The sequence below is a fragment of the Gloeocapsopsis crepidinum LEGE 06123 genome, assembly GCF_015207655.1.
GTDB lineage: Bacteria > Cyanobacteriota > Cyanobacteriia > Cyanobacteriales > Chroococcidiopsidaceae > Gloeocapsopsis > Gloeocapsopsis crepidinum.
The window spans coordinates 1-25,907 of record NZ_JADEWN010000079.1; the positions used below are offsets into that span (position 1 = coordinate 1).

The 25,907-nt window shown below is 45.5% G+C and carries 22 protein-coding genes and 3 pseudogenes; 7 read left to right on the forward strand and 18 right to left on the reverse strand.

From position 1 onward, the window contains the following. Positions 1–104, forward strand: a pseudogene (locus IQ230_RS22875) (IS1 family transposase); the annotation flags it as partial. Positions 105–275: 171 nt separating this feature from the next. On the opposite strand, the gene IQ230_RS22880 reads toward IQ230_RS22875, so the two are convergent. The 6 genes from IQ230_RS22880 to IQ230_RS22905 form a co-directional block, all read right to left on the reverse strand. Next, positions 276–1,241 carry an SGNH/GDSL hydrolase family protein gene (locus IQ230_RS22880; RefSeq protein WP_193934536.1) on the reverse strand — a complete coding sequence of 322 codons (966 nt, stop codon included), beginning with the start codon at positions 1,239–1,241 and terminating at the stop codon, positions 276–278. Between the two features lie 178 nt (positions 1,242–1,419). Continuing rightward, positions 1,420–2,700 carry a glycosyltransferase gene (locus IQ230_RS22885; RefSeq protein ID WP_193934537.1) on the reverse strand — a complete coding sequence of 427 codons (1,281 nt, stop codon included), beginning with the start codon at positions 2,698–2,700 and terminating at the stop codon, positions 1,420–1,422. 307 nt (positions 2,701–3,007) lie between these two features. Beyond that, the gene (locus IQ230_RS22890; protein WP_193934538.1) at positions 3,008–3,190 is read right to left on the reverse strand and encodes a hypothetical protein; all 183 of its coding nucleotides are present in this window, start codon (positions 3,188–3,190) and stop codon (positions 3,008–3,010) included. Positions 3,191–3,323: 133 nt separating this feature from the next. After that, on the reverse strand, positions 3,324–5,261 hold the full coding sequence (locus IQ230_RS22895; RefSeq protein WP_193934539.1) for a PatA/PatG family cyanobactin maturation protease: 1,938 nt from the start codon (positions 5,259–5,261) through the stop codon (positions 3,324–3,326). A 9-nt stretch (positions 5,262–5,270) separates the two neighbouring features. Next, positions 5,271–5,633, reverse strand: coding sequence for a hypothetical protein (locus IQ230_RS22900; protein ID WP_228055256.1), 363 nt, complete (start codon positions 5,631–5,633; stop codon positions 5,271–5,273). Between the two features lie 268 nt (positions 5,634–5,901). Beyond that, positions 5,902–6,210: a hypothetical protein gene (locus tag IQ230_RS22905; RefSeq protein WP_193934540.1), complete on the reverse strand. Its 309-nt coding sequence runs from the start codon at positions 6,208–6,210 to the stop codon at positions 5,902–5,904. A gap of 207 nt (positions 6,211–6,417) precedes the next feature. Between IQ230_RS22905 and IQ230_RS22910 the strand changes: the two genes are divergently transcribed. Further along, positions 6,418–6,696 (forward strand): hypothetical protein, encoded by a 279-nt coding sequence (locus tag IQ230_RS22910; RefSeq protein WP_193934541.1) that lies wholly within the window; start codon positions 6,418–6,420, stop codon positions 6,694–6,696. Between the two features lie 176 nt (positions 6,697–6,872). Here IQ230_RS22910 and IQ230_RS22915 read toward each other — a convergent pair whose 3' ends face one another. The 8 genes from IQ230_RS22915 to IQ230_RS22950 all read right to left on the reverse strand — a co-directional run bounded on the left by IQ230_RS22915 (position 6,873) and on the right by IQ230_RS22950 (position 15,884). After that, positions 6,873–7,667, reverse strand: coding sequence for a carbonic anhydrase (locus IQ230_RS22915; RefSeq protein WP_193934542.1), 795 nt, complete (start codon positions 7,665–7,667; stop codon positions 6,873–6,875). A gap of 139 nt (positions 7,668–7,806) precedes the next feature. Next, positions 7,807–8,154, reverse strand: a complete 348-nt coding sequence (locus IQ230_RS22920; protein WP_193934543.1) for a hypothetical protein — start codon at positions 8,152–8,154, stop codon at positions 7,807–7,809. Between the two features lie 259 nt (positions 8,155–8,413). Beyond that, positions 8,414–8,695 carry a hypothetical protein gene (locus IQ230_RS22925; RefSeq protein ID WP_193934544.1) on the reverse strand — a complete coding sequence of 94 codons (282 nt, stop codon included), beginning with the start codon at positions 8,693–8,695 and terminating at the stop codon, positions 8,414–8,416. A gap of 481 nt (positions 8,696–9,176) precedes the next feature. Beyond that, positions 9,177–10,052, reverse strand: coding sequence for a C1 family peptidase (locus tag IQ230_RS22930; RefSeq protein WP_193934545.1), 876 nt, complete (start codon positions 10,050–10,052; stop codon positions 9,177–9,179). A 61-nt stretch (positions 10,053–10,113) separates the two neighbouring features. Next, a complete protein-coding gene (locus tag IQ230_RS22935) occupies positions 10,114–13,410 on the reverse strand; it encodes a type 2 lanthipeptide synthetase LanM family protein (protein WP_193934546.1) in 3,297 nt (1,098 codons plus the stop codon). 119 nt (positions 13,411–13,529) lie between these two features. Beyond that, on the reverse strand, positions 13,530–13,844 hold the full coding sequence (locus IQ230_RS22940; protein ID WP_193934547.1) for a Nif11-like leader peptide family natural product precursor: 315 nt from the start codon (positions 13,842–13,844) through the stop codon (positions 13,530–13,532). 298 nt (positions 13,845–14,142) lie between these two features. Further along, positions 14,143–14,808: a response regulator transcription factor gene (locus IQ230_RS22945; RefSeq protein ID WP_193934548.1), complete on the reverse strand. Its 666-nt coding sequence runs from the start codon at positions 14,806–14,808 to the stop codon at positions 14,143–14,145. After that, complete coding sequence (locus IQ230_RS22950; protein ID WP_193934549.1) at positions 14,805–15,884, reverse strand: ATP-binding response regulator; 1,080 nt, start codon at positions 15,882–15,884, stop codon at positions 14,805–14,807. Before IQ230_RS22950 ends, IQ230_RS22945 begins: the two co-directional genes overlap by 4 nt. Before the next feature lie 46 nt (positions 15,885–15,930). On the opposite strand from IQ230_RS22950, the gene IQ230_RS22955 reads away from it, so the two are divergent. The 3 genes from IQ230_RS22955 to IQ230_RS22965 are packed head-to-tail and all read left to right on the forward strand — an operon-like array spanning position 15,931 to position 20,996. Further along, positions 15,931–17,031 carry a cytochrome-c peroxidase gene (locus tag IQ230_RS22955; protein ID WP_228055257.1) on the forward strand — a complete coding sequence of 367 codons (1,101 nt, stop codon included), beginning with the start codon at positions 15,931–15,933 and terminating at the stop codon, positions 17,029–17,031. Continuing rightward, complete coding sequence (locus IQ230_RS22960; protein WP_193934550.1) at positions 17,028–19,748, forward strand: DAHL domain-containing protein; 2,721 nt, start codon at positions 17,028–17,030, stop codon at positions 19,746–19,748. Before IQ230_RS22955 ends, IQ230_RS22960 begins: the two co-directional genes overlap by 4 nt. Before the next feature lie 57 nt (positions 19,749–19,805). After that, the gene (locus IQ230_RS22965) at positions 19,806–20,996 is read left to right on the forward strand and encodes a sugar ABC transporter substrate-binding protein (RefSeq protein WP_228055258.1); all 1,191 of its coding nucleotides are present in this window, start codon (positions 19,806–19,808) and stop codon (positions 20,994–20,996) included. Between the two features lie 113 nt (positions 20,997–21,109). On the opposite strand, the pseudogene IQ230_RS22970 reads toward IQ230_RS22965, so the two are convergent. After that, positions 21,110–21,268: pseudogene (locus IQ230_RS22970) on the reverse strand (Tn3 family transposase); the annotation flags it as partial. 347 nt (positions 21,269–21,615) lie between these two features. Beyond that, positions 21,616–21,795, reverse strand: coding sequence for a hypothetical protein (locus IQ230_RS22975; RefSeq protein ID WP_193934551.1), 180 nt, complete (start codon positions 21,793–21,795; stop codon positions 21,616–21,618). A gap of 111 nt (positions 21,796–21,906) precedes the next feature. Here IQ230_RS22975 and IQ230_RS22980 point away from each other — a divergent pair, with 111 nt between their 5' ends. Further along, on the forward strand, positions 21,907–22,206 hold the full coding sequence (locus IQ230_RS22980) for a type II toxin-antitoxin system HigB family toxin (protein ID WP_193934552.1): 300 nt from the start codon (positions 21,907–21,909) through the stop codon (positions 22,204–22,206). Beyond that, positions 22,190–22,588 (forward strand): helix-turn-helix domain-containing protein, encoded by a 399-nt coding sequence (locus IQ230_RS22985; RefSeq protein ID WP_193934553.1) that lies wholly within the window; start codon positions 22,190–22,192, stop codon positions 22,586–22,588. Before IQ230_RS22980 ends, IQ230_RS22985 begins: the two co-directional genes overlap by 17 nt. A gap of 30 nt (positions 22,589–22,618) precedes the next feature. Here IQ230_RS22985 and IQ230_RS22990 read toward each other — a convergent pair whose 3' ends face one another. Together IQ230_RS22990 and IQ230_RS22995 are read right to left on the reverse strand one after the other, a co-directional pair. Beyond that, positions 22,619–25,795: a two-partner secretion domain-containing protein gene (locus IQ230_RS22990; protein WP_193934554.1), complete on the reverse strand. Its 3,177-nt coding sequence runs from the start codon at positions 25,793–25,795 to the stop codon at positions 22,619–22,621. Further along, positions 25,788–25,907 (reverse strand): annotated as a pseudogene (locus IQ230_RS22995) (IS630 family transposase); the annotation flags it as partial. The pseudogene IQ230_RS22995 and the gene IQ230_RS22990, both read right to left, overlap by 8 nt.

The window sequence follows — 25,907 nt, forward strand, 5'->3', positions numbered from 1 at the left end:
ATCGAGCCACTCTTTGTTACTCAAAATCTCTTGAGATGTTACGATATTCAGTCCGGCTACTGATGCACTATTTAAGATTTAAAACACTTCCCCTAGCCACTTAATCCACTGTTCATTCAGCAACGCCAAATCTCTTGAGATGTTACGATATTCAGTCCGGCTACTGATGCACTATTTAAGATTTAAAACACTTCCCCTAGCCACTTAATCCACTGTTCATTCAGCAACGCCAAACAAAGAGCGCGATCGCATAATGTTTGAGATTCATTGTTCTATCACCGTGGTTGTTGAACTAGAGTCATCTTTGGTATCAATAAAGACGTAGCTGTTTTTGCAAACGTTAAGTGTGTGAATGTTGTTGGATGAATCACATCCCAGAACAAGAATCGCTCAGTATAGCCCTCGAACTTGGCTACGCTAATCATCTCAGCATCCAGAACATTTGTAAAACCAAATTTTCCCGGTTGAGTAAAGATCTGTTTAACCAGAGAATTTACATCAAAAAGAATGATATCCACAGTATCAGAAGAAATCTCCTGACACAATGCTTCGATCGCTCCTGCTAACGCAGCGTTATGAGCAGTCGTCAAAGCATTGAGCGTAGCGGATATCCGGCTATTCTTGCGGAATTTTGGCAGATTTCCTAAGTCAGGCAAGTTCACGAGCATGATCTGTTGGGCACCGATAGTGAGAAGTAGTTTGACTGCATTCATGAGGTTTGCGATCGGAATCGTTGGATTGGTCACATTGTTGCCCAGGTAGTCGTTTGCGCCAGCCCAAAGAATGTAAAGCGCTTCTCGATCGGCTGATTCACCCTCAAGTGACGTGATGAATGCATCCAGTTGTTGTTTCAATCCTGGCAAACCGCAGGACTGGATAGGAAAGGTATTCGCATCGCCTGTTGTTGCGCCTGAAGCTGCAAAGTTGATATGGCAGTGGCTCGGCAGTTTGAGAAAGCGGGCAAGATATTCAACCCAAACGGGACCATTGGAGAACCGTCCTGACAAGTAAAGTGGTGTAGGAGGCAGCCCCTGTCGAAGCTCCTTTTTCGTGAGCATGAAGGTATTGCTGGCATCCGAGAGACTATCGCCAAATACAAAAAGCTGAGTAAACGAACGATAGCGTTTATGTTGCTCATTCGATTGGAAGTAATTCAGAAATGCATCAATCTGAGAATTCTCAGATGCAGTATTGACATCCGGATCAAGATAAGGATTGATGGTTTGAAAACTGTTAAGCATGAGTTACTCCTGAGACATGATAGAGTACTGCCCTATTGAAGGACCTCTGCATAAACTCTTGAGGGAAATTCTGGTGCAATAGACGGTTCGATCGATAGCTCTTTTTGCACACAGAAACATTAATATTTACTACTGAGTTCGATAATAGAAGGGTGCATTTTACGCGCGTTGACGCACTCTATGAGAGTCGTGAGCGCACTGGCTTCCCGGTTGCCACAACCTGCTCAACAATGTCGATCGCCCTCTTGATTCCTCCAGCTTGTCGAATCGCCACTTGCATTCTGAGCGCGTTCTCTCGATAAGTCTTCTCGCTCAAGACTCGCCCGATTGCACTCCGCAGCTTAGATGAGCTTAATCGCTTTAGCGGCACTACCTCTCCGGTTCCCGTCCAGGCAATCCGAGCCGCAACCCCTGGTTGGTCATTCGCGATCGGAATTGCCACCATTGGCACCCCGTTTGCCAGAGATTCCAATGTGGTATTCATTCCCGCGTGAGTAATGGTCAGCGTCGCCCGCTGTAATAGTTCTAATTGAGGAGCATACTCGACCACTAAGGGAGATCCTGGAAGCGCTGGAAGTGACTCTGGTTTACTCCCACCCCCTAGCGCAATGACTAACTGAGCATCCAGTTCCTGACAGGCTTCTGCAATCACCTGAAACGTTCCGAGCAACTGGTTTTGTATTGTGCCGAGAGAGGCATAGATGAGGGGCTTTCCGGTCAACTGCTCAAAGGGAAAGGATGACGGTTCCCGACTCGCTGGATTGGAATACGGTCCCGTGAAATGAAAGCAGGCGGGTAAGTGCTGCCTTGGAAACTCAAATTCAGCAGGCTGTTGACAGAGTTGCGCCAGCTTAGAGAAGGCATCATTGGGGTGGCGATAAGTGGGTAGATTCCAGCGTTGTCGATGGGCAACGACTTCGTTGATAATCGGGCGAGCAATTCGACTCATCAACTCGTGACCCAGTTGATTGCGGATTCTTGCCCATCCAGCCGCATGATAGTTCCAAGTCGTATTGAAAGGCGGAACATTGGGATCTCGATTCAGCATCAGGGCACAGCACACACTGATAAATGGAAGATCCAGAAACTCAGCGACGGTGGAACCTCCAGATGAAGTCTGATCGATCAGTAGGGCTTCCACACCTGCACTTTGCAGCGCAGCAGGAGCTTCTTGTAGCAGCGTCAGCGTGGTTTGCTTAAACAACTCGACGGTATAGCGAAAGGCAGCTAACCCTTCTAGTTGACCCAGTTTAGCGACCGCGTTTGGAATTGCCCCAAATGGAAAAGCGACTTCACCGATCGCCCGAAAGTCCAATCCTGCTGCCAACGCTTTCGATTTTGCATCGAGAAGCCCGACCACCGTGACCTGATGCCCTCGCTGACGCAGTTCGTATCCCAGGGCGGTCATCGGATTGAGATGACCACTCGCAGCCGGACAGAGAATGCCAAAGTGAACCATATTAACATCAACCTCAAATGTAGGGTGGGTTAGCGAAGTGCGTAACCCACCGAATTGAATGATAGGGGCGCGTTTCACGCGCGTTAACGCACCTGACGAGAGCCGCGATCGTACTCAATCTCAAAGAGATAGCAAGTAGTAACAGATGCAAATAAACTTTTTCTGTTACTACTGACTTACAAGTCTTTAATCCAAAAGCACTTCACAAGTTGGAAGCATTGAATTCAAGACCTGCACCGCGCCGCTCGGACGGTTTGCCGAGTGGAAATGTCAACCGCCCTTGGAGCCACTGGATTTCCTATCCCTGTCACCATCCAATTGGCAAACAGGCAGAAATACAAGACTCACACGCCTCTTGACTTGTCCGGCACGGAATGGTGCAGTTACAGGGACGAGGACCCCACCATACAGAAGTAACTATACCCGTGCTGATAATTTTTGCGGTGCTAGCTTTTCTCAAGATGGGTTGAGCTTGAATTGGAAGTTTCATGATTGTTTCTCCTTGTTTTAGGTTTGAGTGTTTGTTCTGCGAGGTGCGATCGAGAAAATCTCTCCCTCACAGGTCAAGTCGTGTCTGATAACGGACAGACACAGCCCGAAAGAATACTTTATTCTTGTGCCAGTTAGCTAGCAACAGACCAGGAACGAACTCGACCAATCGAGACCGGAATCACATTACTGACATCAACCGTGAACCGGAAGATTTTTCCAGCCCTACGGCTGTCCTGTAGATTAAAGAACTTGACTTTCACGTCGTAGCACTCGGAATCGGGACGACAAATCGGGCTTTTCTCCACCGTAATCGTATCCAGACCCACATCCGCAGCCGTACCCGTAGACATTACATCGGCAATCTGGAACGCATTGGTGGCTGAGAAGTTGAGCGCTCGTTCTTGAGGAGTTACACCCAGATTGCGGAATTCATAGTAGATCCGCTCTAAGTATTCTTGAAACTTGTTCCGATAGTCCTGCTCCGATGCTCCGGTTGAATTGACTTGCATCAATTGTTCAATCAGGGCAGCGATCGACCATCCATAAATACCTCGGATTTCTGGAACCACGACTGGAACCGTTTGACCCGACATCAGCCCGATACTGCCTGAGATGTATCCTGGAATCGAAACCCGCTCGATGTTCTCATCCCGCAAGAACGATCGCAATCGATCGTAAACCAGGCTGGCATACGGACCCGCAGGCATGATCGCGTAGATCGGTGTAGCATCGAGGTTCAGTGTCCAAATCAGCGATTGGGATTCGTAAGGGTTTTGCTCAAGATAGTCCAGCAAGCTCATATTGGCAGGCATCATCTGAGTAAACGAATCTCGACGGGCTTCACTACCAAAATCAGTTCCCAGTTCTCCCAGCGCATAGACGAGTTGAACCTGTTTCCCTTTTCCACCGCCACAAGAACACTCTCCTTCTGCGCCAGAAGGGGTAACAGCAGGAACCACATTCTGCTGAGGGACGGTTGCAGCAGAGGGTACGATAGCGGTTGCAGTTTCTAAGATAGAATGATTCATTTCTTCGGGTTGGCTCATCTCTAATACAGGAGTGGATTCTTGAACTGTTGCGCTGGGTTGGATCATGGCTTCCTCCTGGTTTTGGGCAATCATTACTAAATTTTCTCCTTTGGTAATCAGGGCATGTGCGCCAGGGACATTAAGACTTCCGACTAAAAAGCGTTGACAGTCTGAACTCGGTGGTGGACAGGGCAAGGCACTTTGCAGAATCGCCTCACGCACCGCTTCCGGATCGGGTTTGCTGCCTTGTTTCAATTGCAGACTGAGCAGCAATGCAACAATGCCAGATACGATCGGGGTTGCAAAGCTGGTGCCACTCATTGTTTTAGTTCCACCACCCGGAACTGCACCTAAAATGTTTTCACCAGGAGCGAGAATCCCGTTTGTTTGATAAGCTTCGCCCCAATTACTAAACCCCATTGGCTGGGATTGAGCATCCATTGCTCCGACAGCAAGTACAGATGCGATCGCGGCAGGAAGATGCAGACAAGCACATCCATCGTTTCCAGTTGCAGCAACAATGAGAACATTGTTATCTCTACACAATTGAATCGCGTTCGTGAGGAAGGGATCAGGTTCACCCGATTGAGTCAACTGACCGCCACTAATGTTAATGACATTGGCTCCTTGCTCCACAGCTTGGGTAATTGTGCGTGCCAGATCAAGTTGTGAACAAGGTGCTAAAGACCCTCCTTGACCATCTGCGAACACGGGAACAATCAAACCCCGACAACCAGGAGCAATTCCAGGAACAGAACTGCTCGGTTGTCCAAAAATAATACTGGCAACATGCGTTCCGTGTTGTGCAACAGATCCAGACTTGGCAAAACCCGAAACTAGAGTTTGAAGCTGAGTGAGATTCGCGCCTTCAAAGCACGGATGAGATTGGTCAACGGGACCATCTAGAACAGCGATGCAAATCCGAGGATCGCCGAGGGTTTCAGAGGAAAGAGATTGCAATCCAGATAGTGCATTCGTTGAGTTTTGTATTGCGATCGCTGCACTAGAAACGTTCGATCGGTCTCTAGTTAAAGTATTCACACGCAAATTCTAATGGATGTCTTCGACAGGAACATCTGCAATCTTCTCGTCTTCGCAGAAGATCTCGACTCGTTTGTAGGTACTGTTCAAAAGAACTTTGTCATATCGTGCTTGTACCCATGTGATGACTGGTAGCCCAACACCTGGCTGTTGAATCAAAATGAGTTGTAACATCAGAATTTCGGGATTGATTCCCTGGGGTTCTTTCGGGAAAAGCATTGGTACAATTTGCGTGTTATTCACTTTCACCTCACCCACAACATGAAAGTCATCGGGTTGAGGTGGCATCAAGTTGTTCCATGCATACCAATCGCGAGTTTCCTCCACGCTGCAAGTCATAACAGCTTGCGTTTCAATGATTTCTTGCTGCATTTTCGGGTCTCCTGAATTTAGTGATTACTTGATTGATGGACAAATGGTACTAGTTGACCGATTAAGCGTTGTTCCCTTGTGGCTAGAAAGTTGAGCTTGTTTGCTTTGCTTCTATGCTTTTAGATTAGAGCGATCGCTCTTGCAATACAGCAACATGCGCGGCAAGTTACTTCCAAGTTTGGAACGAGGCTATTCAGCTAAGTGGCTTTGGTCTTACCCAACAGAGCAATAGCTTATGCGTTCCAGGGGCTTATCCTTAAGTTGCAAGTCATTCTAGAAGTAACGTGGAACTTCCTGATGATTCGCTCCATGCTCCAGCTTCTATCACAGATGTCCCCGTTTGATCGGTATGATATACCCAACGCTGATTCTTGCCTTCAACCTCCACGCTCCAGCCTGGAGTCAATACTTGTAAACAAAGGACTCCTGGCTTCTGTATACCAAGACAACTATCGCTCCATACTCGGTATTCCGTCCGAATCACTTTCAAGGTGTTAGGATCGACATCCGTCTGACGTTCAATCTCCTGAAACACAGCATTCTTCACGGAATCTGGCAGACTTGTCTCGCTTTGCATTGGTGTTTCTCCTTGTTGAAAATAGGTAAAACTTGTTGAATTTGCTCTAGCGTTGTAGAACGTAGCCGTTTGGTTAACTGTCTTTATCGTAGAGATTCATCTCAAGAGAAACATCTGAAGAACGTCTCGACCCCACTCAACTAAAGTAAGATCAATCCAGTTAACATTCGTTGACTGACTGAGTATAATTACTTAAGTCTTTTGTCAATGAGCAACGCCCCTGGCTTGACAGCCAAAAACTTGATCCAAGCAATTTCTTGGAAGCCAGTGGTTTTCTTACTTCCTCAACGGTTTCGTGAATGTGCGATCGCGACTTCTAACCGTTCAGCATCGAGGCAGTTCCTTCAGAGTTGCGCTCATGGAGTTAGCATAGATTGCAAGCTGCGACATTGCGCTCTAGCCAGGATGGGTGGTTGGGAAACGTGCTTGCTTGTCTATTCATACATTGAAGGGTTAGTTAATGCCAAGCTGCTGCCTGACTTGTGAAACGGTGCAATGCTTGATAAGTGCTGAAATCAGTTTGATACAAATTTCTCAAGGGGATTGACCGACCGTAGCTGAAGTCTGCATCAAAGCATTGGAAGAGTTCCCGAACTTACATTTAATTGCGCCCATCTACTTAGTTCCGTTATTGTTAATGTTCATTATGTTCCGCCTGTTCATCAAGTGACGATCGTGAACTTTCCAGTTCGCAAATCATACTGACCACCTACAATTTTGAGCTTGCCTGCCTGGATCAAGCCAGCCAAAATTGTTGAACTCTCAGCAAGTTTCTGTGCCTGATACTGAATATTTGCAATCACCGTATTTGCTTTTAAGTCGCCCGTTTTATCTTTCACACGAGCAACGGTTGGTTTAATGTTCTCAAGAAAACCGCCAATTTGACCTGGCAGTAGTTCTCCTTTGACGGCTGCCGCGACTGCACCACAATCGCTATGCCCAACAACAACAATGAGTTGTGTTCCAAGTACTGATGTGGCAAATTCTAAACTGCCGATCGCGGTTTGGCTGGCTACATTTCCCGCCAGTCGAATGACGAATAGATCCCCCACGCCTTGGTCAAAAATGATTTCGGTTGGTACTCTAGAATCCGCACAGCCTAAAATCGAGGCAAACGGATATTGAGCAGATGCTGTTTCTTGGAAGCGCGATTGTGATTGCTGTAGGTTTTGGTACGCTCCATCCACAAATCGCTGATTGCCTTCAAGCAAACGCTGTAACGCAGCATCAGGACTGACAGACTGAGGTTTTTCGGGAGGGTTGGCTGCAAGTGCAAGTTGGCTCAACCGATTCGGATATTGGACGAGATCGTCTAGACGATCTCGATTGCGGGTTCTCGTTTCTATAGCTGCCACTGGGGGTTGGCGTTCCACTTGTTGCAGCAAGTGGGGAATCTTTTGGTCTCGCAGTCGCTTCTTCTCTAAAAATGACTGCTGCACTTGATTGTTCTGTGACATGGTAGGAATACCTCTTTGAAAGGGTTGGTTAATACCAAGCTGCTGCCTGACTTGTAAAACGGTGCAATTTTGATAAGCGCTGAAATCAGTTTGATGCAAATTTCTCAAGGGGATTGACCGACCGTAGCTGAAGTCTGCATCAAAGGATTGGAAGAGTTCCCAGGGGAGGCATACTTTTTAGTAATGAAACAAGCTTGTACAGGAGTTGATGTATCCAATTTGCTTGAGTCGTGTTACCCATCGTAAAACCGCCGACAAATACTTCATCCGTAAGAGAATGCCCTCGGTTGAGAATGGCGTGAAGGCTATCATGCCCATAAAGACTAATCTTGCCGGGTAAAGCGATCGGGCTATGGGGATGCTCAACCAGCCAAACCATGAAAGGAATATCTGCCTGATTATCGATCGATAACTGTTGTACAGCATCACGAAGAGTGCAGCAATTCGGATCAATATAGCGATCGGGTGCTAGATGATCACGGGGCAATTGTCTGGATTGAGAAGACGAGTTTAACTGAATACGCATGATTCAATACTTAAGAAATCAACTCTGACAATGGTCAACGATGGTTTGAAGAGAGCGTCATAAGTAGCACCGCTGAAGTAGCGTCCTCAGAATAAAGGTTTACTCTCTAATAGAGACATAGCATTTTGAACTAAACTATCAGAGGCAACGCTCGTCAGGGAATCAACGCCCTAAATTGATATTGATGCAAACATAAAGCTTTTTCTTTTCTAACTAAAGATCAGCTTTGAAAATCAGATTTATTTAGTCCAGGCAACCCATCAGGTGTGTAAATCGGTCGTTTCGCGTCAATCCGCCCCAGGATTGTCAGCGTACTTGTTCCAAAGAGTACGACAAGCTGAGAAATGCTTGCTCCGTCAACCTTTTTGTTATCAACCATCTCGCCGACCTTAGGCGCGATCGCAACTAGCAGCGTTAGCAGCGCTCCCCAAAATGTCCTGCTAGCGAAGATACTTTTCGGCGTGGGTTTGCTCGCAGAAAGCGATTCTTGAGTCGTCGTCATTGTTGTCTCCTTGTAATTTAAATGAAATCTTTGGCTCAATTATTCAGGGCAATTTAGGTACTTAGTAGATACTTCTTCATTTCAGAATCTTGCTCAATTCGTTCAAGTCACTTCTTTTTTGTCTTATCTCGGCTAACTCTGAAGATATATTAATTTCAGAATCTTGCTCAATTCGTTCAAGTCACTTCTGTTCACTTCTGCTCAAAGTTTGACGGTCTTTCTTGTAAACTTTGAGATAGAACACTACTACTTGACCAAGTTTAATTTGCCGGGTGGAGAAAGTGCTGAGTGCTGAGAAAAGAAATTAGTCAGCAGAATTAACGTGGTGAACTACTACAAAATTGCTGTGACGGATTGTTGTTTGAGATTTGGGGTAGTGCTATTTAGGAAAGGATAGAGAGAAGATGCTGATTCTATGCAACTACGAGGGGGATGAGATGCTCGTTGCAGTGATGATGAAGCTCTAGATCGCCTGGATACCTTACTTCTTGATTTCAAAGTCCCCTGTATCTAGCCAGTCCTGTTTCAACATCGTCCACCAATCCATTGATAGTAGAGAAAAAGTTGGTCGATCGTGTTTTAATACATACTCATAAGGGAGCCAACCATAACCGCTCTCACCCCACTCGGTTCCCCAAGAGTTTCTGATGAGAAGCGCTCCTGTCGTTTCCATCCCTGTCTCATCGATGTTCTTAATTTTGATAGTGTCATCGTAACCAACGGCTGCCATATTATGACCTGCAATCCTTAGATCAGAATCAGTAGGAACTGGTATTTTTCCCGTAGTTTGAGCCTGGAACATACAGCTTTGGTAGCACAACATTCCAAACATGACAGGACGATTGGCGGCAAGATTTGCCTTGATTTGCTGCAAAACTACATCTCTTGTCCTATTTTTGATATCAATCCGATAGTAGTCCATGGCTCGATATCGACTGGCATAGCTATAGCAGAAAGCTGGAGGTTCCTCGTCTAATTTCGCTTCATCGTAAGCCCAGTATTCTTCGGGAGGTACGCCGAAGATCGCGAGCGCTTTCATGGTATCTCTGGAAAAAGCATCAGAATTGCCAGTGAACCCCAGCAAGTTTCTGGTCACTTTGTAGAGGAAGAGCCTAGATGCATTAAAATCATTTCCATAGGCTCGCCTTTGAAAATACTCGACTAATGAGATCGCGGCATGGGCTGTACAGGAATTCAGATTGCCCTGATGTTCAATCGGCGAACACCATTCTCTCAAATCTACCGATGTTGGTAGCTCGGTCAACACCTCAATATAATTTGTCTTATCCCGATCATCCGGTTTGTCCTGTACCCAACCCGTTGCATGAATTGGTGACTGAAGCTGAATGCTGCTCATGTTTTTTACCTGTTACTAAATTTCAAAAATTGATCAATCAAGACAGTAGATAGCTTTTGACTTACTCCCACAGCAGTACTGAAGGCACTGCTGCTGGATTAACCAGCCTTAGTAATCCATAACCAATCCCAGCAGTTCCATGAAAGAAACTGGGATCAAACACATCGTTCGGCAAGTTAGCGAACAGTTGATATGCCCCTGCGGCTGCTCTTGATACGACCCAAGTAGCTTGGTCTTGAGCAACCTTCCGCAATTGAGGACGAGCTAACGTTTGGGCGGCAACCAGCAATGTTTCGATACGACTAAAGTTACCGCCGCAAAGATGATCGACAGCGTGTAAGGGATGCTTCTGAATGGCTTGCAAAGCTGCTTCACCATCTTGATGAATTGCTTCAGTCTTTAAGATCGACCCAATGCCTAATCGTGCAAGAAGCATTCCAGCGCAATCATGGCAACCACTTGATCGATCGATCAGTAGACTATCGTCGGCGATTCCTTCATAGATTGCCTCTAAATAAGCCCGATCATCCGTTACAGAATAAAGACGCAACAAAGCGTAAGCAATGCCAGACGCGCTGTGAAGGAAGCCAGGTAACGGTCTTGCTTCAGTTAGTTTCCAAGCTTTTGGAGAACCGAGAAGGTTGACTTGAGCCGAGAGTAAATGTTGACCACACGCGATCGCTTTGGACAACACTGCTGAATTTGCCGTCTGGTCATAAAGGGCTAACAATCCTAAAATTGCTCCTGATACTCCAGCAGCAACGTCCAACTGTTTATCTGTACTGATGAGTTCCGCTGTGATTAAGTTAGCAGCATTGAGAGCATCCTCTAAGAGGAAGTCTTCTTTGAGGAACTGGCTGATTTTGGTCAGAGAATAGATCACTGAACCCAGCCCACTAGCGCCCCCAATTCCAATTCGCTGAATTCGTTTTTGTGTGGGTTCCCGATTCGCGATTTGCAATATTTGACGGGTACTCTGTAAAGCACCTAAAGCCCAGTGGCGAAATTTGCTGCTGCCATTCAAACTATCTAAAGCGGTTAGAAACAGGGCAACACCGCACTTACCATCATAAAAACCTTCGTTGATCACCTGAAGTTGAAATCGCTCGGCAGTCGGGACATAGCTTAAGCCAATCCAGGAAATATTCCCTGATGTATCTTCAATTGCGTGAGAGCAGATTTTCGCCGCGATGTCATAAGCAGCAGTCAGGAAGGGGTGACTCGTTAAGTGAGTTGAGGGAACAACACCGGGCTGCTCAAAAACCGTAGCGATGTCTGAACGCTGCTCCTCGGCAGTTTTAGCGATTTTGCTCTCTTCAAGATGGAGTAGGCGCGCCGCTCTAGCATAGAAGCTACCTCGAATAATTGCCACTTGCCGAATTAAATCTGTTTCGTCAAGCTCTAGCAATCGAGAGATTACTTGAGCGTAGCAGGGTGCTTTAAAGTATCCTGAAAGCGGTTGTTCTAATCCAACTGTTAGGGCATCGCTATCTGATTTGGCAGCAAAATAAGGAATATCTGACTGCTCCATTGCCTGCAATTCTGAGGATAGGATTGACCAAGCTGAAGGTTGATTTTGACAGGTCAGAAAAACACGAGATAGGATATCTAGTTCAATGCTGCGATCGCACCCATTTTGCAAATATTCCGGTTCTAGAAGGCTTTGGAGAATGACAGCATAAGCTTTAGTAGCACGGAAAACAAATCGTACCTGCTGCCCAGAGAAGCTAGCTAAGGGGCTATTCTCCGCTAGAAGCGCTTTACGGTGCTGGATCAAGAAGCGATACATTTGACGAAACCCCGCAACGATTTCATCAAGATATTGGTTGGGAGATAACGGTATCCCATTCAACATGGGGACATTTTTCTCAGGAGGTAACGACACCGTTTCATAGGCTCGGTGCATATTGTCTGTATTGATCAATTTCCAGACTAGGACGCGATCGCTGAGTGCTGCGTCTGCATCAATGCTTCCCAAACCACTGATATCATAGGGAGCAGGTTCGTTTTTATTGAAACCCCAACGAGGTAACAACCCACTGCGAAGCACTGATTCATTCAACAAGTGATCAGCAGATGTTTGAAGCTGTTTCTCAAGCGATTCTTCCATATCACGGGCATCATGGTGGATTAATGTTTCCATGTCGATCAGCACCAAATGTTCGCCGCAGGCAATTAAATTTTCGTAGTGACAATCGGTTGTATTCAAAACATAAAATAAGCACAGTAGCATCCCTGACCGTTGATAGAAACGCTGTGCTGCCAACTCATCTTCAACGGGTGATTGCTCAACGTACTCTACCCAGCCATAATTTGAGCGATTGAGTACCTTTAGAGTTTTGAAAGCCAACGGTGCATTCTGTTGATTGAACCATTCTAAAAGCTGCTGATAGGCAAGGTCTAACCCTAAGTTCTTGGGTTTATAAATTAGCTTTAGTCCTGATTTAAAAGTCAGACCAATCACACAGCGCCCGCGCTGATGCGGATCAGATAGATTTGCTTTTATTTCAGTAACTTTTCCTAATGGGTAAGCTACTAGATTTTTTTCACTCTTTTGCTCAGGCTGAAACATCTGCTGGATTTCAGGAATATCTGTCTTCAAACGTTGCAAAAATTCCGCCGTTGATTCTACCCAGAAATCTATTCGAGTCGCGATTAATTTTCCCAGTACTGGATACTTTTGAAAGAAAGTGAGTAGCCCATCTTGTAATAGGCTTTTTACAAAGGCTTGATAATAAGTTGTCTTTGGCTCAAGTTCTGTTTTTATTTCTGTAAAACTGAGTAGACGGTATCCGAAGGGACGAAAGTGATAAAACTCCTTTTCTAAAGTCTTATCGCAGAAATTAGCGAGCGAAATGAGCAACGATCGCTCTAGTTTTAGATATGCCTCTGGCAAGAGAACTTCTAATAGTAAGTTGCGATCGCATAAGTCTACATTCAAATGAGCCAATAGCTTCTGCCGCGCTACATGAATCAATGGCAGCAATAAATCTTCAAAGGGAAGTGGATTTTCAGAATGAATGCTGAGTGGGAGTGTGTCATTCGCGATCAATAATTGAGGTTGTCCAAGTTTTGATTGCCATTGAGAGGCAGTTGCAATAATATCTTTTAAGGTTGTTGCCCAATCTGGTAACGTCTCCTTCTCAGCAACAGCAACCGAGCTTGGACTTGAACGTGCTATGTCAATCTCTATTCCATCCCATTGCAGTCGCTTCCGAAAAGTTTCCCAATCTCCTTGAGCTACAACCTGACACCAATTCTCCAGATATTGATTAGCTTGAGTCCTCTCACCAAAGTTGCAACATTCGGAAAGAGATCTGGCATTGGTAATAATTGTTGTGAAAGCGGATTCTATCATTTCATTGCATCCTTTCATGTTTACCAGAAGGAACTGAAGAGGCTCTTTACTCAACGAGCCTCCGCAGATTTTTGAGTTAACTCAATGAGTTCGTACTTGCAACTTTTGCGATCGCAAAGTTAGGACTTGGTGTACCGATAGATGGCGAAAGTAAGATTGGCAGCACCGATCGTAGCAGGTGTCAGACCTCCTGCTACAGTTTCCAATTCCTCTTCCGTCAGTTTCTCATTAGGACTGCGCCCGATTGTTTGAGTTGCTTGAGTTTTCATGTACGATGCAACATCATTTTCAGCAAAACTAAGACCCTTCTGTTTACCCAGATCGACCATCTTGGTTTGAAAGTCCTCCGTCGCAGTGGTTGACTTCAACTGCTCTTGCAGGGCTGCGTCTTGTGCTACTTGTTGGATAAATTGTTCAACATTTGCTTGGGACATTTTGATTCTTCCTTTGTGTATGGTTTCGTGGTCAGCTAAACTCTTTGCTTAACTGTCTTAATCGTAGAGATTCATCCCAAGAGAAACATCTGAAGAACGTCTCGACTCCCATGCAACGAAGTAAAGTCAATCCGGTTAACATTCGTTGATGGACTGAGTATAATTACTTAAGCCTTTTGTAAATTAGCAATGCCCCTTGCTTGACAGCCAAAAAACCGAGCAAAGCAATTGCTCGGAAGCCAGTGGTTTTCTAGCTTCCTCAAAGGTTTCGTGAATGTTGATCGCAATTTCTAACCGTTCAGCATCGAGGGAGTTCTTTCAGAGTTGCGCTGATCGAGTTCGCATAGATGGCAAGCTGCGATCGATTCCGCAGCGCCAATCGATTCAGTAAATGCGTTACATAAGTCTTGACTGTACCTTCTGCCAAGTGGAGTTGAGTTGCAATTTCGCGGTTTGTACATCCTTGACCGATTAAGCACAATACATCGCGTTCTCTAGCCGGTAGCTGTTTAACTTCCTCTGCGATGTTCTGCTGATCCGAATCGTTGTCTGGAACATTGGTTAACAGCTTTTCCATTAATCCTGGAGCCATTTGACAATAGCCCCGATAAACGAAACGAATAGCTTCGATCAGTTCTGGAGCAGGCATATCTTTGAGCAAATAGCCTTTTGCACCAGCCCGCATCGCCTGAGCAATATCGCGATCGTCATCGAAGGTACTCAAAACTAATACCTTAGTATTGGGAAACTGCTCCACAATCAATCGAGTTGCTTCAATGCCAGTCATCACAGGCATTCGGATATCCATTAGCACAACATCCGGCTGCAAGGCGGAAACCTGAGCGATCGCAGCCTCTCCATTTCCCGCAGAACCCACCACTTGCAAATCGGCTTCTTGAGCCAAAACTGCCTGTAGCCCTTGGCAAATTAAGCTTTGATCGTCGACAAGTAACAATCGAATCATAGAGCACGCTCAGGTAATGGAAATCTGACCTCAATTTGGCAACCTGTTCCGAGGGCTGTCGTTAAGTGGAGTTCTCCCGCTAAGGCAGCCACTCGTTCTTGCATCCCTTGCAGTCCAAATCCAGCGGTATGCTGATGGCAATCAAATCCTTTGCCGTTATCCTTGAGCGTTAAGCAAAGGCAATCTCCGCTGGCTTGGTGAATCGTTACCAAATCAATTTGTACCTGAGTTGCCTGGGCGTGTTTAGAGATGTTCGTTAATGCTTCTTGCACAATTCGATGAACCGTTGTCGATACGGATAAAGAAACAGATTTTTTGAGATCAATCTGAACGATTGGGGTAATTCCTGTAACCTGTCGAAACCCTTCCGCCAAATCCAAGATCATTGCTTCTAAAGATTGTTGGGCTGGTTGATCGACCCGCAGTGCCTTGACGGATTGGCGGACTTCCTGCATTGCAGTTTTGCTTAACTGGTGCGCCTGAGTTAGAAAAACCTGGGCTTGGACGGGGTCAGTTTGTAACACACTGCTGGCGGCTTGTAGCTGCACGGTTAGTGCCGTCAGGGAATGTCCTAGCGAGTCGTGAATCTCGCGGGCAATGCGATTACGCTCCTCAATGGCTGCCATTGCTTCAATCTGTTGGTTTAGTGATCGCTCGTGGGCTAAGGCTTGTTGCAATTTTGCTTGAAGGCGGCGGAGCGAAAGTTGTGTTTCAATCCGAACGAGGACTTCTTCAACCTGGAACGGTTTACAAATATAATCAACACCCCCCACTGAAAAGGCTTTGACTTTATCAATCACTTCGTGGGAAGCACTAATAAAAATGACCGGAATATCGATCGTCTGTGCCTGATCTTTCAGTAAACGACAGACCTCGTAGCCATCTATACCTGGCATATTCACATCAAGCAAAATCAGATCCGGTGGTTGCGCCTGTGCCCCCATCAAGGCTGATGAGCCGTTGATTACACTCCGGACTTTGTAGCCCTGTTCACTGAGTATCGTTGACAACAATCGTAAATTATCTGGAGTGTCATCAACAATAAGAATATCTCCTTTCGTTGAGAATTTACGCATAACTCAACCTGAGATTATCAATTGACCATTATAATACTTCTTACCAATGAGGAATCCTCGTTTCCACAAACTTCCAAAGGTGAGTGACATGGGATTAGATGATCTCGATCGACGATTTCAATTTTTGCGGAAGCGACAACCTCAACGCTGGATCGCTTTGCTTGGACTCATTGGAACTGCAATCCTCAGCGCACTGTTATGGCAACGGTTGCAACCTGCCCAGATTGTCATATCAACTCAGCCAGAAATCGTCATCCCTAGCTCACAGAACGAGCCAATTCAACCGATTCCCCTGCAAGTCGCACTGGATACCAACAAAGTACAGTTAGGAGAAAAACTCTTTGCTGACACTCGCCTTTCTATCGATAATCAGGTATCTTGCCTCAGTTGTCATCGGCTTGATCTCGGAGGGGCGGATCGACAATCTCGATCCATCGGAGCAACTGGGGTGCAAATGCAGGTAAACACCCCGACGGTTTTTAATGTCGCCCACAATTTCCGGTTTAGTTGGAATGGACGGTTTGAGACGCTAGAGGCTCAGATCGAGGGGTTAGATCAGAACGTGATGGGAATTTCTTGGGAACAGGCGATCGCGAAACTTCAGCAAGCACCCGACTACGTACAACTGTTTAACGTCATTTATGCCGATGGCATCACCTTGCCTAATGTGATCGATGCAATCGCGGTTTACGAGCGATCGCTCGATACGCCGAACTCCCGCTTTGATCAGTTTCTGCGCGGCGATTACACCGCGTTAACGGTTGAAGAAAGAGAGGGCTATCGATTGTTTAAAAGTTATGGCTGCGTCAGTTGTCACCAAGGCGTGAATGTGGGCGGCAATTTGTTTCAGAAGTTTGGGGTGATTGGTAATTATTTCGCCGATTGCGGCAACATTACCGCTGCCGACTATGGACGCTACAACGTGACGGGCAGCGAGAACGATCGATATGTGTTCCGGGTTCCGAGCCTGAGAAATGTCGCGATCGCACCGCCTTATTTTCATGATGGCACGGCTCAAACGCTCGAACAAGCGATCGCCGTGATGGCAAAGTATCAACTCGGTCGTCCCCTTCCTCAAGCACACGTTCGTCGCATTGCCCAGTTTCTGAACACGCTCACCGGAGAACCTTCAAGGAGTGCCTCATGACCCGTGTGGCTGGTTCCAGGCAAAACGATCGCTCAGGACGATCCAATGGAGCAGGGCACTTTTCTCGATTGCTGCATTGGAACGCATTGGCATGGGTCGGTTTCGCGATCATATTGATGGTGTTGTGGAACAAAGCGAACATCCTTGATATTCATCAACATAGCCGCTATCTTACACTTTTACGTCAATCGCAAGAGGTTGATGCACGATTGAATCAGAGCATTTTGGAAGCACGATTAGGACAGCTTTCCTCCTACGATCCCATCGTCAGCGAAACGGCTAACCTGAAGCAGATTCAAGCCAAGCTGCAACAGATTCCCAGCTTCGTTGCTCCCACAGAACATGCTGCTTTAGAGCAACTGCTGCGCCGCCAATGGGAACTTTTACACGCCAAAGAAGCGTTGATCAATCAGTTCAATTCTCAAAATGCGGTTTTGAAGAATTCGCTGTCGTACTTTCCAATTCTGGTTCGCACGTTAGCAGAAAAAATAACGATTGCTTCATCCCAGTCTGAACAGCTAAATTCGTTCCTTCAGAACGTTCTATTGTTCGATGTATTAGGAGACGAGGATTTTTCGGCTCAACTGGTGCAACAGATTGAACAACTAGAATCACTAGAAGCCGCTCAATCCAATGAGCCATTGAAAACGGCGATCGCACACGCCCGCCTGATTCTGCGAGGACAGCCCCGCCGAGAAGCACTCATTCATGGCATTTTGATTATTCCCACCAGAGACACCAGCGAAGCGATCGCGCAAACGTACTATCAGTCTTACCAACGAGCGCTGACAACTATTGACTTCTACCGATTCTGGTTTTTTGCTTTGTGTACGGTTGGGGTGATCGCGATCGCTACGTCGATTATTCTCAAACTGAGGCGTTCAGAACAGGCATTGCGACAAAGCGAAACAAAATTTCGCACCTTACTCAGTGCTATTCCAGATTTGATGATGCGCTTAAGGCGCGATGGCACGTATTTAGACTTTATTCCAAATAAGGATTTTAAAGCTTATGCAAATCATACAGAGCGCGATGTGGTGGGTAAGACTGTATTTGAGATCCTGCCTGCGAAACTAGCACATCAACGAATGACTTATATTCAGCAAGCACTCCGAACGGGCGAGCTACAAGTTTATGATCATCAGTTAGTCAACAATCAGGAAATTCAACACTTGGAAAATCGAGTCGTTGTCAGCGGAAAAAATGAAGTGCTGATCATTACGAGAGATATCACTGAGCAGAAAAAAGCTCAAGAAGAACTGCAATGTGCCAAAGAAGCGGCTGAGTCCGCGAACAAAGCGAAGAGCGTTTTTCTCTCGAATATGAGCCATGAACTGCGAACGCCGTTGAATGTCATTCTTGGATTTGCTCAACTTCTAAACTATGGTGATTCGCTCACCGCTCAGCAACAACAGCATTTAGATGCAATCAGCCGCAGTGGAGAACATCTATTAATGTTGATCAATGATGTTCTTGAAATGTCGAAAATTGAAGCGGGTCGCATCACATTGAACCAAAGCAATGTCGATCTGCATGCTGTCATCCGCACCCTACAACAAATGTTCCAATTTAAGGCAGAGTCTAAGGGACTGCAATTGATTGTGGAACAATCTCCCGAACTGCCGCAGTATGTTCACACCGACGTAAGTAAACTGCGTCAAGTGCTGGTAAATTTGCTAGGCAATGCCATCAAATTTACCCAAACCGGAGTGATCGTTCTGCGCGTACAATGGCAGCCTGACACCGCCACGTTTCACTTCGTGGTATCCGATACTGGCGTTGGCATTGCACCGACGGAACGCGATCGCATCTTTGATCCCTTTGTTCAAACTGAAGCGACGCAGCAAGTCCATCCCCTGCAAGCCCAAGACGGCACCGGACTCGGTTTAGCAATCAGCCGTCGGTTTGTTCAACTGATGGGCGGAGAAATCTGGGTTGAAAGTCAAGTTGGAGTTGGCTCGACGTTTCACTTCACGATTCAGGCACAGTTAGCCGAGAGTGATGGCATCCTGATTCAGTCGAGCCAACGTCAAGTCATCGGGTTAGAACCAGAGCAACCCACTTACCGCATCTTAATTGCGGAAGACAAACTTGAGAATCGCCAACTCTTGGTGGAGCTATTGCGTCCGATTGGGTTTGAGGTGGAGGAGGCGATCAATGGACAAGACGCGATCAAGCAATGGAAAGCTTGGTCGCCGCACTTAATCTGCCTAGATTTGCGGATGCCTGTGTTAGATGGCTATCAAGCAGCACAACAGATTCGTGCCCAGCAGCAAAACAATGGATCTCCGACGATCATCATTGCCATCACAAGCAGCGCCTTTGAAGCAGACCGACATCAGGCGTTAGCGGCGGGATGTGATGATTTCGTGCGAAAGCCGTTTCGCTCAGAAATTATTTTTGAAAAAATCGCACAGTATTTAGGAGTCCGCTACCGCTATGCAGCAGAACCAGAACCGCTGTCCATTAACGCAACCTCGGTTCTCAAACCTTCTAAAATGATTAAGATAGACCATCTGAACCATATGCCACCCACCTGGCGAACCCAATTGCATCAAGCAGCAATTCGCGTAGATGCAGAGGCAATTGGGCAACTGATCAAAGAAATTCCAGAGTCACAAGCAGATTTAGCAAAGGCTTTAACCTACCTCGTTGATCAGTTTCAGTTTGAAGAAATTGTTGCAATGACTCAGCAGCCGTTTCTGAAGATTGATTAAGAGAAAGGGGCATAAATTCGTTATCGATTCTCGATCAGACTTTAGGACAGGGTGAACATGAATACGATGGTTAGATTTGCTCGTAGTTTTTCCCCTTTAATGAGTGTTTTAGTACTTGCTGCTTGTAGTCATCAAAATAATGCTAGAAACGTTACTGGCACGAATACTGCAGATAATTCATCTACGGGTACAAACACTACGCAATTTGCTGCGGTGAAAGGATGTAAGAATGTTGGAATTTTGCTGCCGGAATCAGATTCTTCCGTCAGATATGAGGCTTACGATCATCCCTTGCTAGAAAAAGAAATTAAGCAAGCAATTCCAGGTGTCACCATTCAATATGCCAATGCAAACAACAATGCGGTCACTCAACAGAACCAAGCAGAAGCTGCACTAGCGAAGGGTGCTTGTATTCTTGTAGTTGGTCCGCAGGATGGTGATAAAGCTTCGGTGATTGTGCAACGAGCGAAAGCAAGTCAGGTTCCGGTGATTGCCTACGATCGCTTGATCCAAGATCCGGACACTGCCTTCTATGTTTCGTTTAACAATGCTCGTGTGGGCGAACTACAAGGACAATACATTGTTGATCAGTTTCGCAAAGGTGCATTTGGTTTGAAGCCAGGTGCAAATCTTGTAATGATCAATGGAGCGCAAACGGATAACAACGCATTGCAGTTCAGAGAAGGTGTGCTGAAAGCATTGCAGCCGTTGATTGATAGCAAGGAGATCAATCTAGTTTTTGATCAATATACGCCGAACTGGGATAGTGCGCGGGCGCAATTGAGTATGGAAGGAATTCTGATGCAGCAGAAGAACAATGTCCAGATTGCTTATGTTGCAAATGATGGGATGGCGAATGCGGTGATTGCGGCGTTGCGGGCGCGAAATTTAGACGGCAGGGTGTTGGTGACGGGACAAGATGCGACTGTCACAGGAATTCAGAACATTCTCACGGGTGACCAAGCAATGACAGTTTATAAACCGATCGCGAAGCAGGCGCAAGTGACGGCGCAGATAGTAGCGGCATTGAGCAATGGAATTGATTCGAGAGCGTTGGTGAATGGGCAGACGGCGTTGGAGTCAAGAGGACAGTTAGCATCGGTGTTGTTAGATCCGAGCGCAGTGGATAAATCGAATGTTCAGCAGACAGTGATTGCGGATGGGTATTTGACGAGAGAGCAAATTTGTAATGGATTGAATGGTGACATGACGGGAATCTGTCGCAATATTGCTAGTGCAAGGCAGTAGACTTAATCGAAAATAAGATGAAGCTGATCGGGGTAAAAGTAGCGAAGAGCTAATTTACCGCCACGTGATGGCTGAAAATTTTACCCAGATTAGGTTTCAGAAAAAATCTAGAGTTAAGCAGCATCAATTTGTAATCGCTCGTTCATATTCAGCCGGAAAGTGCCGTAAGGGTTAACATGTACCCAAATCAACGGTGATAATGCCCGGAAATCTTCTTGTCTCATCTGCTTCATCCAAGTGGCTTCTGCCAAGACCTTTTGAATCATCAGCGTTTTGAAAAGTTTTGAGGAGTCCAATTTTCTACAAGTTCTTCTATACTTTGAGGCGGTTTAACCATTTATTATCTTCTCCGTAATGGTAATACCAGTTGCTCCCAAAGCATAAATGAATCTGTTGTTATCAGGTTCTAAATTTCTCTATGCAGATTTGAGTTTTTTTGTCAAATCGCATAAAAAATATATTAAGTTTACTTATATTTGAGGCTGAGAAACTGGGGTCAATCATCATCTAAGAAAAATGGCTAAAACTTTTACTAGTTAAGTATTTCAATGACGATGCCCCTGGTTGCACGAACCTTCTATTTACGCCAAATAGCGTGGAACTTCCTAGCACGCAAATTTCAGACCGAAGTGCGCGGCACACTCATAATTTGGCATCTTACATCGCTCAAATCTTCTCTGGCTATGAACTCTCGGCACTTTCTTCCGCGACAAACAGCGCGATACCGACGACATTCATCAAAAAATTCGACACGATCGCCTCTCGCCAAAAGTGTCAAAATTCCAAAGAAGTCATCCACTCTTAATAATATTATTGTTGACAACTTGTTCACGAAATGTGAACATAGAAGAATATTAGATTATTTTTCTTAGTTTTAATTGACTTAAAGAGGCTATTTTATCTAATATTCATGCACGTTATTAGTAATAAAAAACTAAAAGAATTTTATGAAATTCATTCAGACGCAAAGACTCCTTTAGATAACTGGTACAGGATTGTAAAATCAGCTGAATGGAGAAATTTAGCTGAAGTGCGTCAAGTCTTTCCAAGTGCTGATCTTACTAGCAACTTTACGATTTTTAATATTAAGCGCAGTACCTATCGACTCATAGTAAGTATTGATTATGCTAGGCAGATAGTTTATGTCAAATACATTTTGACTCACGCAGAATACGACAAGGAGAAATGGAAAGATGACCCTTACTATTGATAAAAACGTATATGGTTCCCTGCTGGTAGAATTTCAACCAAAAGTAGTAGAGACTGAAGAAGAAAATGAGAAGTATTTGGAGATCATTGAAAAGTTAATGGCGGAAAAAAACCGCACTCCAGAGCAAGATACTCTCTTGGATCTTTTGGTGATTTTGGTTGAAAAATTTGAAGAGGAGCATTATCAACACAAAGGCTCAACTCCTCAATCTATTTTGCTGCACCTAATGGAGGAGCATAATATGAGTCAATCAGAACTAGCAGAATTAGTTGGTTCTAAAGGTGCTACTTCAGAAATCCTCAGTGGCAAGCGCGGTGTTAGTAAGCGATTGGCTAAGAAATTAGCAGAGTTCTTTCACGTATCGCCTGAGTTGTTTATTTAGTGGAGAAACCTTTGATATAAGTGCAACTTTTCATTTACACTCGCGACTCAAAATAAGCTGACCATTTGGCAGTCGATACGCACCTTGCGGTTCTACAATAGGGTCGCCGATTTGCCAAGGACGGCTAGCATCAATAGCGCGATCACTTGGTATAGAACGCACAGTACCCGTCGGGTAGGATGAAGCTGTAATGTCTCCTGGGCGCGTTGGCAATCCACCATTACCTGTAATGATGAAATTACCTTGTTGGCGATCGCTACTACGAGCAATGCAACTATTAGCAACTAGCGTACCGGTGTCAATCACGTTTGCTGGTAATTCTGTCAAGCTGTTTTGGACAAATGTGGTGTCTGGTGTAGTGATGTTACCTGATGCGATCGCGCCAGTAGCATTAACATCAACTCGATTATTACCATCGAGGATAGCGTAATCTGTTTCTGAATTACCTGGGCGATAGCCAAAGCCGAAGAAGACAGGAGTGTTCAGTGTAATGTTACCGCCTTGACCTTCAGGTGCAGATGCCAAAATATCACTATCATCAAACGCAATGATTGAGTCCGCAGTTAGGTTAATGTCACCGCCACTTCCCGCGCTGCTGGTGAGATCTGTTCTAATGTCACTATCATTGCGCAGACGGATGTCACTTGCAGCGATCGTAATGTCGCCACCCCCTGATTGAGTAGCAGCAGTAGTAATTTCGCTATTGTTGGCACTTAATTCACCTGTAGCATTGACAGTGATATTACCTGCACTGCCTGTTCCTTGGCTTTGGGCAGATAGCTGAGCACCATTAGTTAAATCGAGTGTTGTTGTGTCAATATTGATACCGCCGCCCTTTCCTGTGGAGTTGGAGGTAGTGTTAGCGAAGATGCCGCTAGCAGAACCCTGATTGCTCACTACATCCTGGCTAAACTGAGCAAGACGACTAGTAAAAGTGGGATCGCTGCCAGAAATAGTGAGGTTATCTGCAATATGCAGAGTAATGCTGCCCGCAGTTCCACTACTACTAGTAGTTGTTAATATTTGCCCACCACTAGTAGCTTCAAGGTTACTAGCATTAATAGTAATGTTCCCCCCGTTACTAGGATTAGAAGTTTGAGCATTAACAACTGCACCATCCCCAATGTGAAAGATATCAGTATTAACTATAATTTCTCCTCCCTGACCGCTTGCGCCTCTCTGGGTATTTGTAAACAGTCCGCTAGAAAAACCTTCTAGATCGACTCCCGAAACCCTAATAATATTAGAGGCATTGATGCGGATACTTCCTCCTTTTCCCTGTCCGCCAGGTACATCTCCTTGTGCGCGAAAAACAGCAGCTGCCACTTGACCGCCATTTATCAAAGTAAGCGATCGTGTCTCGATATTAATATTTCCACCATCTCCGATTGCTCCTCCTCCCACACTACTTGAAATGTAGCCTCTTGAGAGAGATATAGAATCGTTAGCCCGTAGAATCATTTTACCAGCAGCCCCCTCGCCGAAGGTAGAATTTGCTGCTATTGCCCCATCGTTGATAATTAACTTTCCGGTATCAATACTCAAAGCTCCAGCCTTTCCCGTTCCATAAGTTTCAGCTGCTAAAGCACTCCTGTACTGCCCATTAACTGAGATGCCACTTAGTTCCACACGTTCAGTAGCATTTACCGTTAAATCTCCTGCTTGTCCCGCGTTAAAAGTAGAGGCTGATACTATTGCCCCATCGTTGATAATTAACTTTCCGGTATTAATACTTAAAGCTCCAGCCTTTCCTGTACCAGAAGTTTCAGCTGCCAAAGTACTTCTATACTGCCCATCAGCAGAAATACCACTCAGTTCTACAGCATCAATAGCATTTACTGTCAAGTTTCCTGCCTGTCCTTCACCAAAAGTAGAAGCTACTGCTATTGCTCCACCTTTAATAACCAATCGCCCCGTATTAATTGTTATATCTCCGGCAGCTTTAGCATCAGAGAAGCCTACAGCAATTAAGCGGCTCCGCATTCCAGTACCTGTTAAGGTTCCTGACAGTTTTACAGACTCAGAAGCGTTGATAGTGAGATTTCCTGCTTGTCCCTCACCTCGAGAACGAGTTGATACTTGCGCGCCATCTTGGACTAGTAATCGTCTGGTTTTAACAGTTATGTTTCCCGCATTGCCCTCAGATCCTTGTTCAGCTCGAGCAAATAAGCCACTAGAAAATTGACCATCTGCTGAAGTTCCAATCAGTTCTACAGCATCAGTAACATTTACTGTTAAATTCCCTGCGTGTCCTTGGCCAAAAGTGATAGCTGATACTTGTGCGCCATTGCTGATACTCAAGCGTCTAGCCTCTAGTATGATATCTCCTGCTTGAGCACCATCTGAACCTAAATTGCTTAATATTCCTGCATAAAGACCACTTCCTTCCAAGATGTTTATGTTCTGTGCAGAGATCGCAATATCGCCACCACCGCCACCTGCAACAATAAACCCTGCACCATTTGTTAAAGAGACATCAGCCCTAGCTAGATTATTAGGAACTGACAAACTAAAATTGTTGCCATCGTACTCTAAGCCTACGGTTCCTGTTCCTGCTACTGCTGCAAGATCAATGCGCCCACCAAAAGCAACAATTCCACCGCTATCTGCGGTTATATCTCCACCAACGAGTAGTAAATTTTGACCATCTGGAACTCTTAGACCAAAATATCCTGAATTACCTGCTTCATCTAAACCTGCGGGTGCTATTGAGTTATTTTCGATAGGCTGCGTGGTAATTTGATTGAACAAGAAAGCTGAAGGATTGACACTCAGCAGTGAATTACCCGCACTCACAGGTGTATTTTGCGCAAACTCTGCACCACCAGGAAACTGAATCGCATTCGCTGTTGTTGCCACAAACGATCCGCCCAGATCTAACTGTGCATTTGGTCCAAATAAAATGCCATTGGGATTCATCAAAAACAGATTTGCATTACCCTCTGCCCGAATCAGTCCTTGAATATCTGAAGGATTACCACCTGTGACTCGTGCCAGAACATTGACAATCGCAGGTGCATTGACAAAGTGTGCGGTTCCACCATTGGGAATACTGAAATTACTGAAACTATGAAAGAGATTTTTATCCCCAACGGTTGTACCATTCGTGATTTCAAAGGTATCGCCGTTGAGCGTGACTGTAGTTCCTATAGAAGGATCGGCAGTGACTTGAGCCAGGGTGCGATCGCCTCCTATAGCACTACGCATACACGTTAGGACATTCTTTGAAGGCAGCATCAACACAATCCCGAAAGTTATCAAATTCATCCCAGCGTTGCCGCATCCAATTCTTCAGGGTAAACCACCAATGCTCAATCTC

What these genes read in the sequence shown, in the direction of transcription:
- IQ230_RS22980 (WP_193934552.1), top strand. Translation starts at nt 21,907, where the DNA reads ATGCACGTTATTAGTAATAAAAAACTAAAAGAATTTTATGAAATTCAT.
- IQ230_RS22885 (WP_193934537.1), bottom strand. Translation starts at nt 2,700, where the DNA reads ATGGTTCACTTTGGCATTCTCTGTCCGGCTGCGAGTGGTCATCTCAAT.
- IQ230_RS22935 (WP_193934546.1), bottom strand. Translation starts at nt 13,410, where the DNA reads ATGATAGAATCCGCTTTCACAACAATTATTACCAATGCCAGATCTCTT.
- IQ230_RS22925 (WP_193934544.1), bottom strand. Translation starts at nt 8,695, where the DNA reads ATGACGACGACTCAAGAATCGCTTTCTGCGAGCAAACCCACGCCGAAA.
- IQ230_RS22910 (WP_193934541.1), top strand. Translation starts at nt 6,418, where the DNA reads ATGAGCAACGCCCCTGGCTTGACAGCCAAAAACTTGATCCAAGCAATT.
- IQ230_RS22890 (WP_193934538.1), bottom strand. Translation starts at nt 3,190, where the DNA reads ATGAAACTTCCAATTCAAGCTCAACCCATCTTGAGAAAAGCTAGCACC.
- IQ230_RS22950 (WP_193934549.1), bottom strand. Translation starts at nt 15,884, where the DNA reads ATGCGTAAATTCTCAACGAAAGGAGATATTCTTATTGTTGATGACACT.
- IQ230_RS22945 (WP_193934548.1), bottom strand. Translation starts at nt 14,808, where the DNA reads ATGATTCGATTGTTACTTGTCGACGATCAAAGCTTAATTTGCCAAGGG.
- IQ230_RS22985 (WP_193934553.1), top strand. Translation starts at nt 22,190, where the DNA reads ATGACCCTTACTATTGATAAAAACGTATATGGTTCCCTGCTGGTAGAA.
- IQ230_RS22960 (WP_193934550.1), top strand. Translation starts at nt 17,028, where the DNA reads ATGACCCGTGTGGCTGGTTCCAGGCAAAACGATCGCTCAGGACGATCC.
- IQ230_RS22905 (WP_193934540.1), bottom strand. Translation starts at nt 6,210, where the DNA reads ATGCAAAGCGAGACAAGTCTGCCAGATTCCGTGAAGAATGCTGTGTTT.
- IQ230_RS22955 (WP_228055257.1), top strand. Translation starts at nt 15,931, where the DNA reads ATGAGGAATCCTCGTTTCCACAAACTTCCAAAGGTGAGTGACATGGGA.
- IQ230_RS22940 (WP_193934547.1), bottom strand. Translation starts at nt 13,844, where the DNA reads ATGTCCCAAGCAAATGTTGAACAATTTATCCAACAAGTAGCACAAGAC.
- IQ230_RS22930 (WP_193934545.1), bottom strand. Translation starts at nt 10,052, where the DNA reads ATGAGCAGCATTCAGCTTCAGTCACCAATTCATGCAACGGGTTGGGTA.
- IQ230_RS22900 (WP_228055256.1), bottom strand. Translation starts at nt 5,633, where the DNA reads ATGCAGCAAGAAATCATTGAAACGCAAGCTGTTATGACTTGCAGCGTG.
- IQ230_RS22880 (WP_193934536.1), bottom strand. Translation starts at nt 1,241, where the DNA reads ATGCTTAACAGTTTTCAAACCATCAATCCTTATCTTGATCCGGATGTC.
- IQ230_RS22965 (WP_228055258.1), top strand. Translation starts at nt 19,806, where the DNA reads ATGAATACGATGGTTAGATTTGCTCGTAGTTTTTCCCCTTTAATGAGT.
- IQ230_RS22915 (WP_193934542.1), bottom strand. Translation starts at nt 7,667, where the DNA reads ATGTCACAGAACAATCAAGTGCAGCAGTCATTTTTAGAGAAGAAGCGA.
- IQ230_RS22990 (WP_193934554.1), bottom strand. Translation starts at nt 25,795, where the DNA reads ATGCGTAGTGCTATAGGAGGCGATCGCACCCTGGCTCAAGTCACTGCC.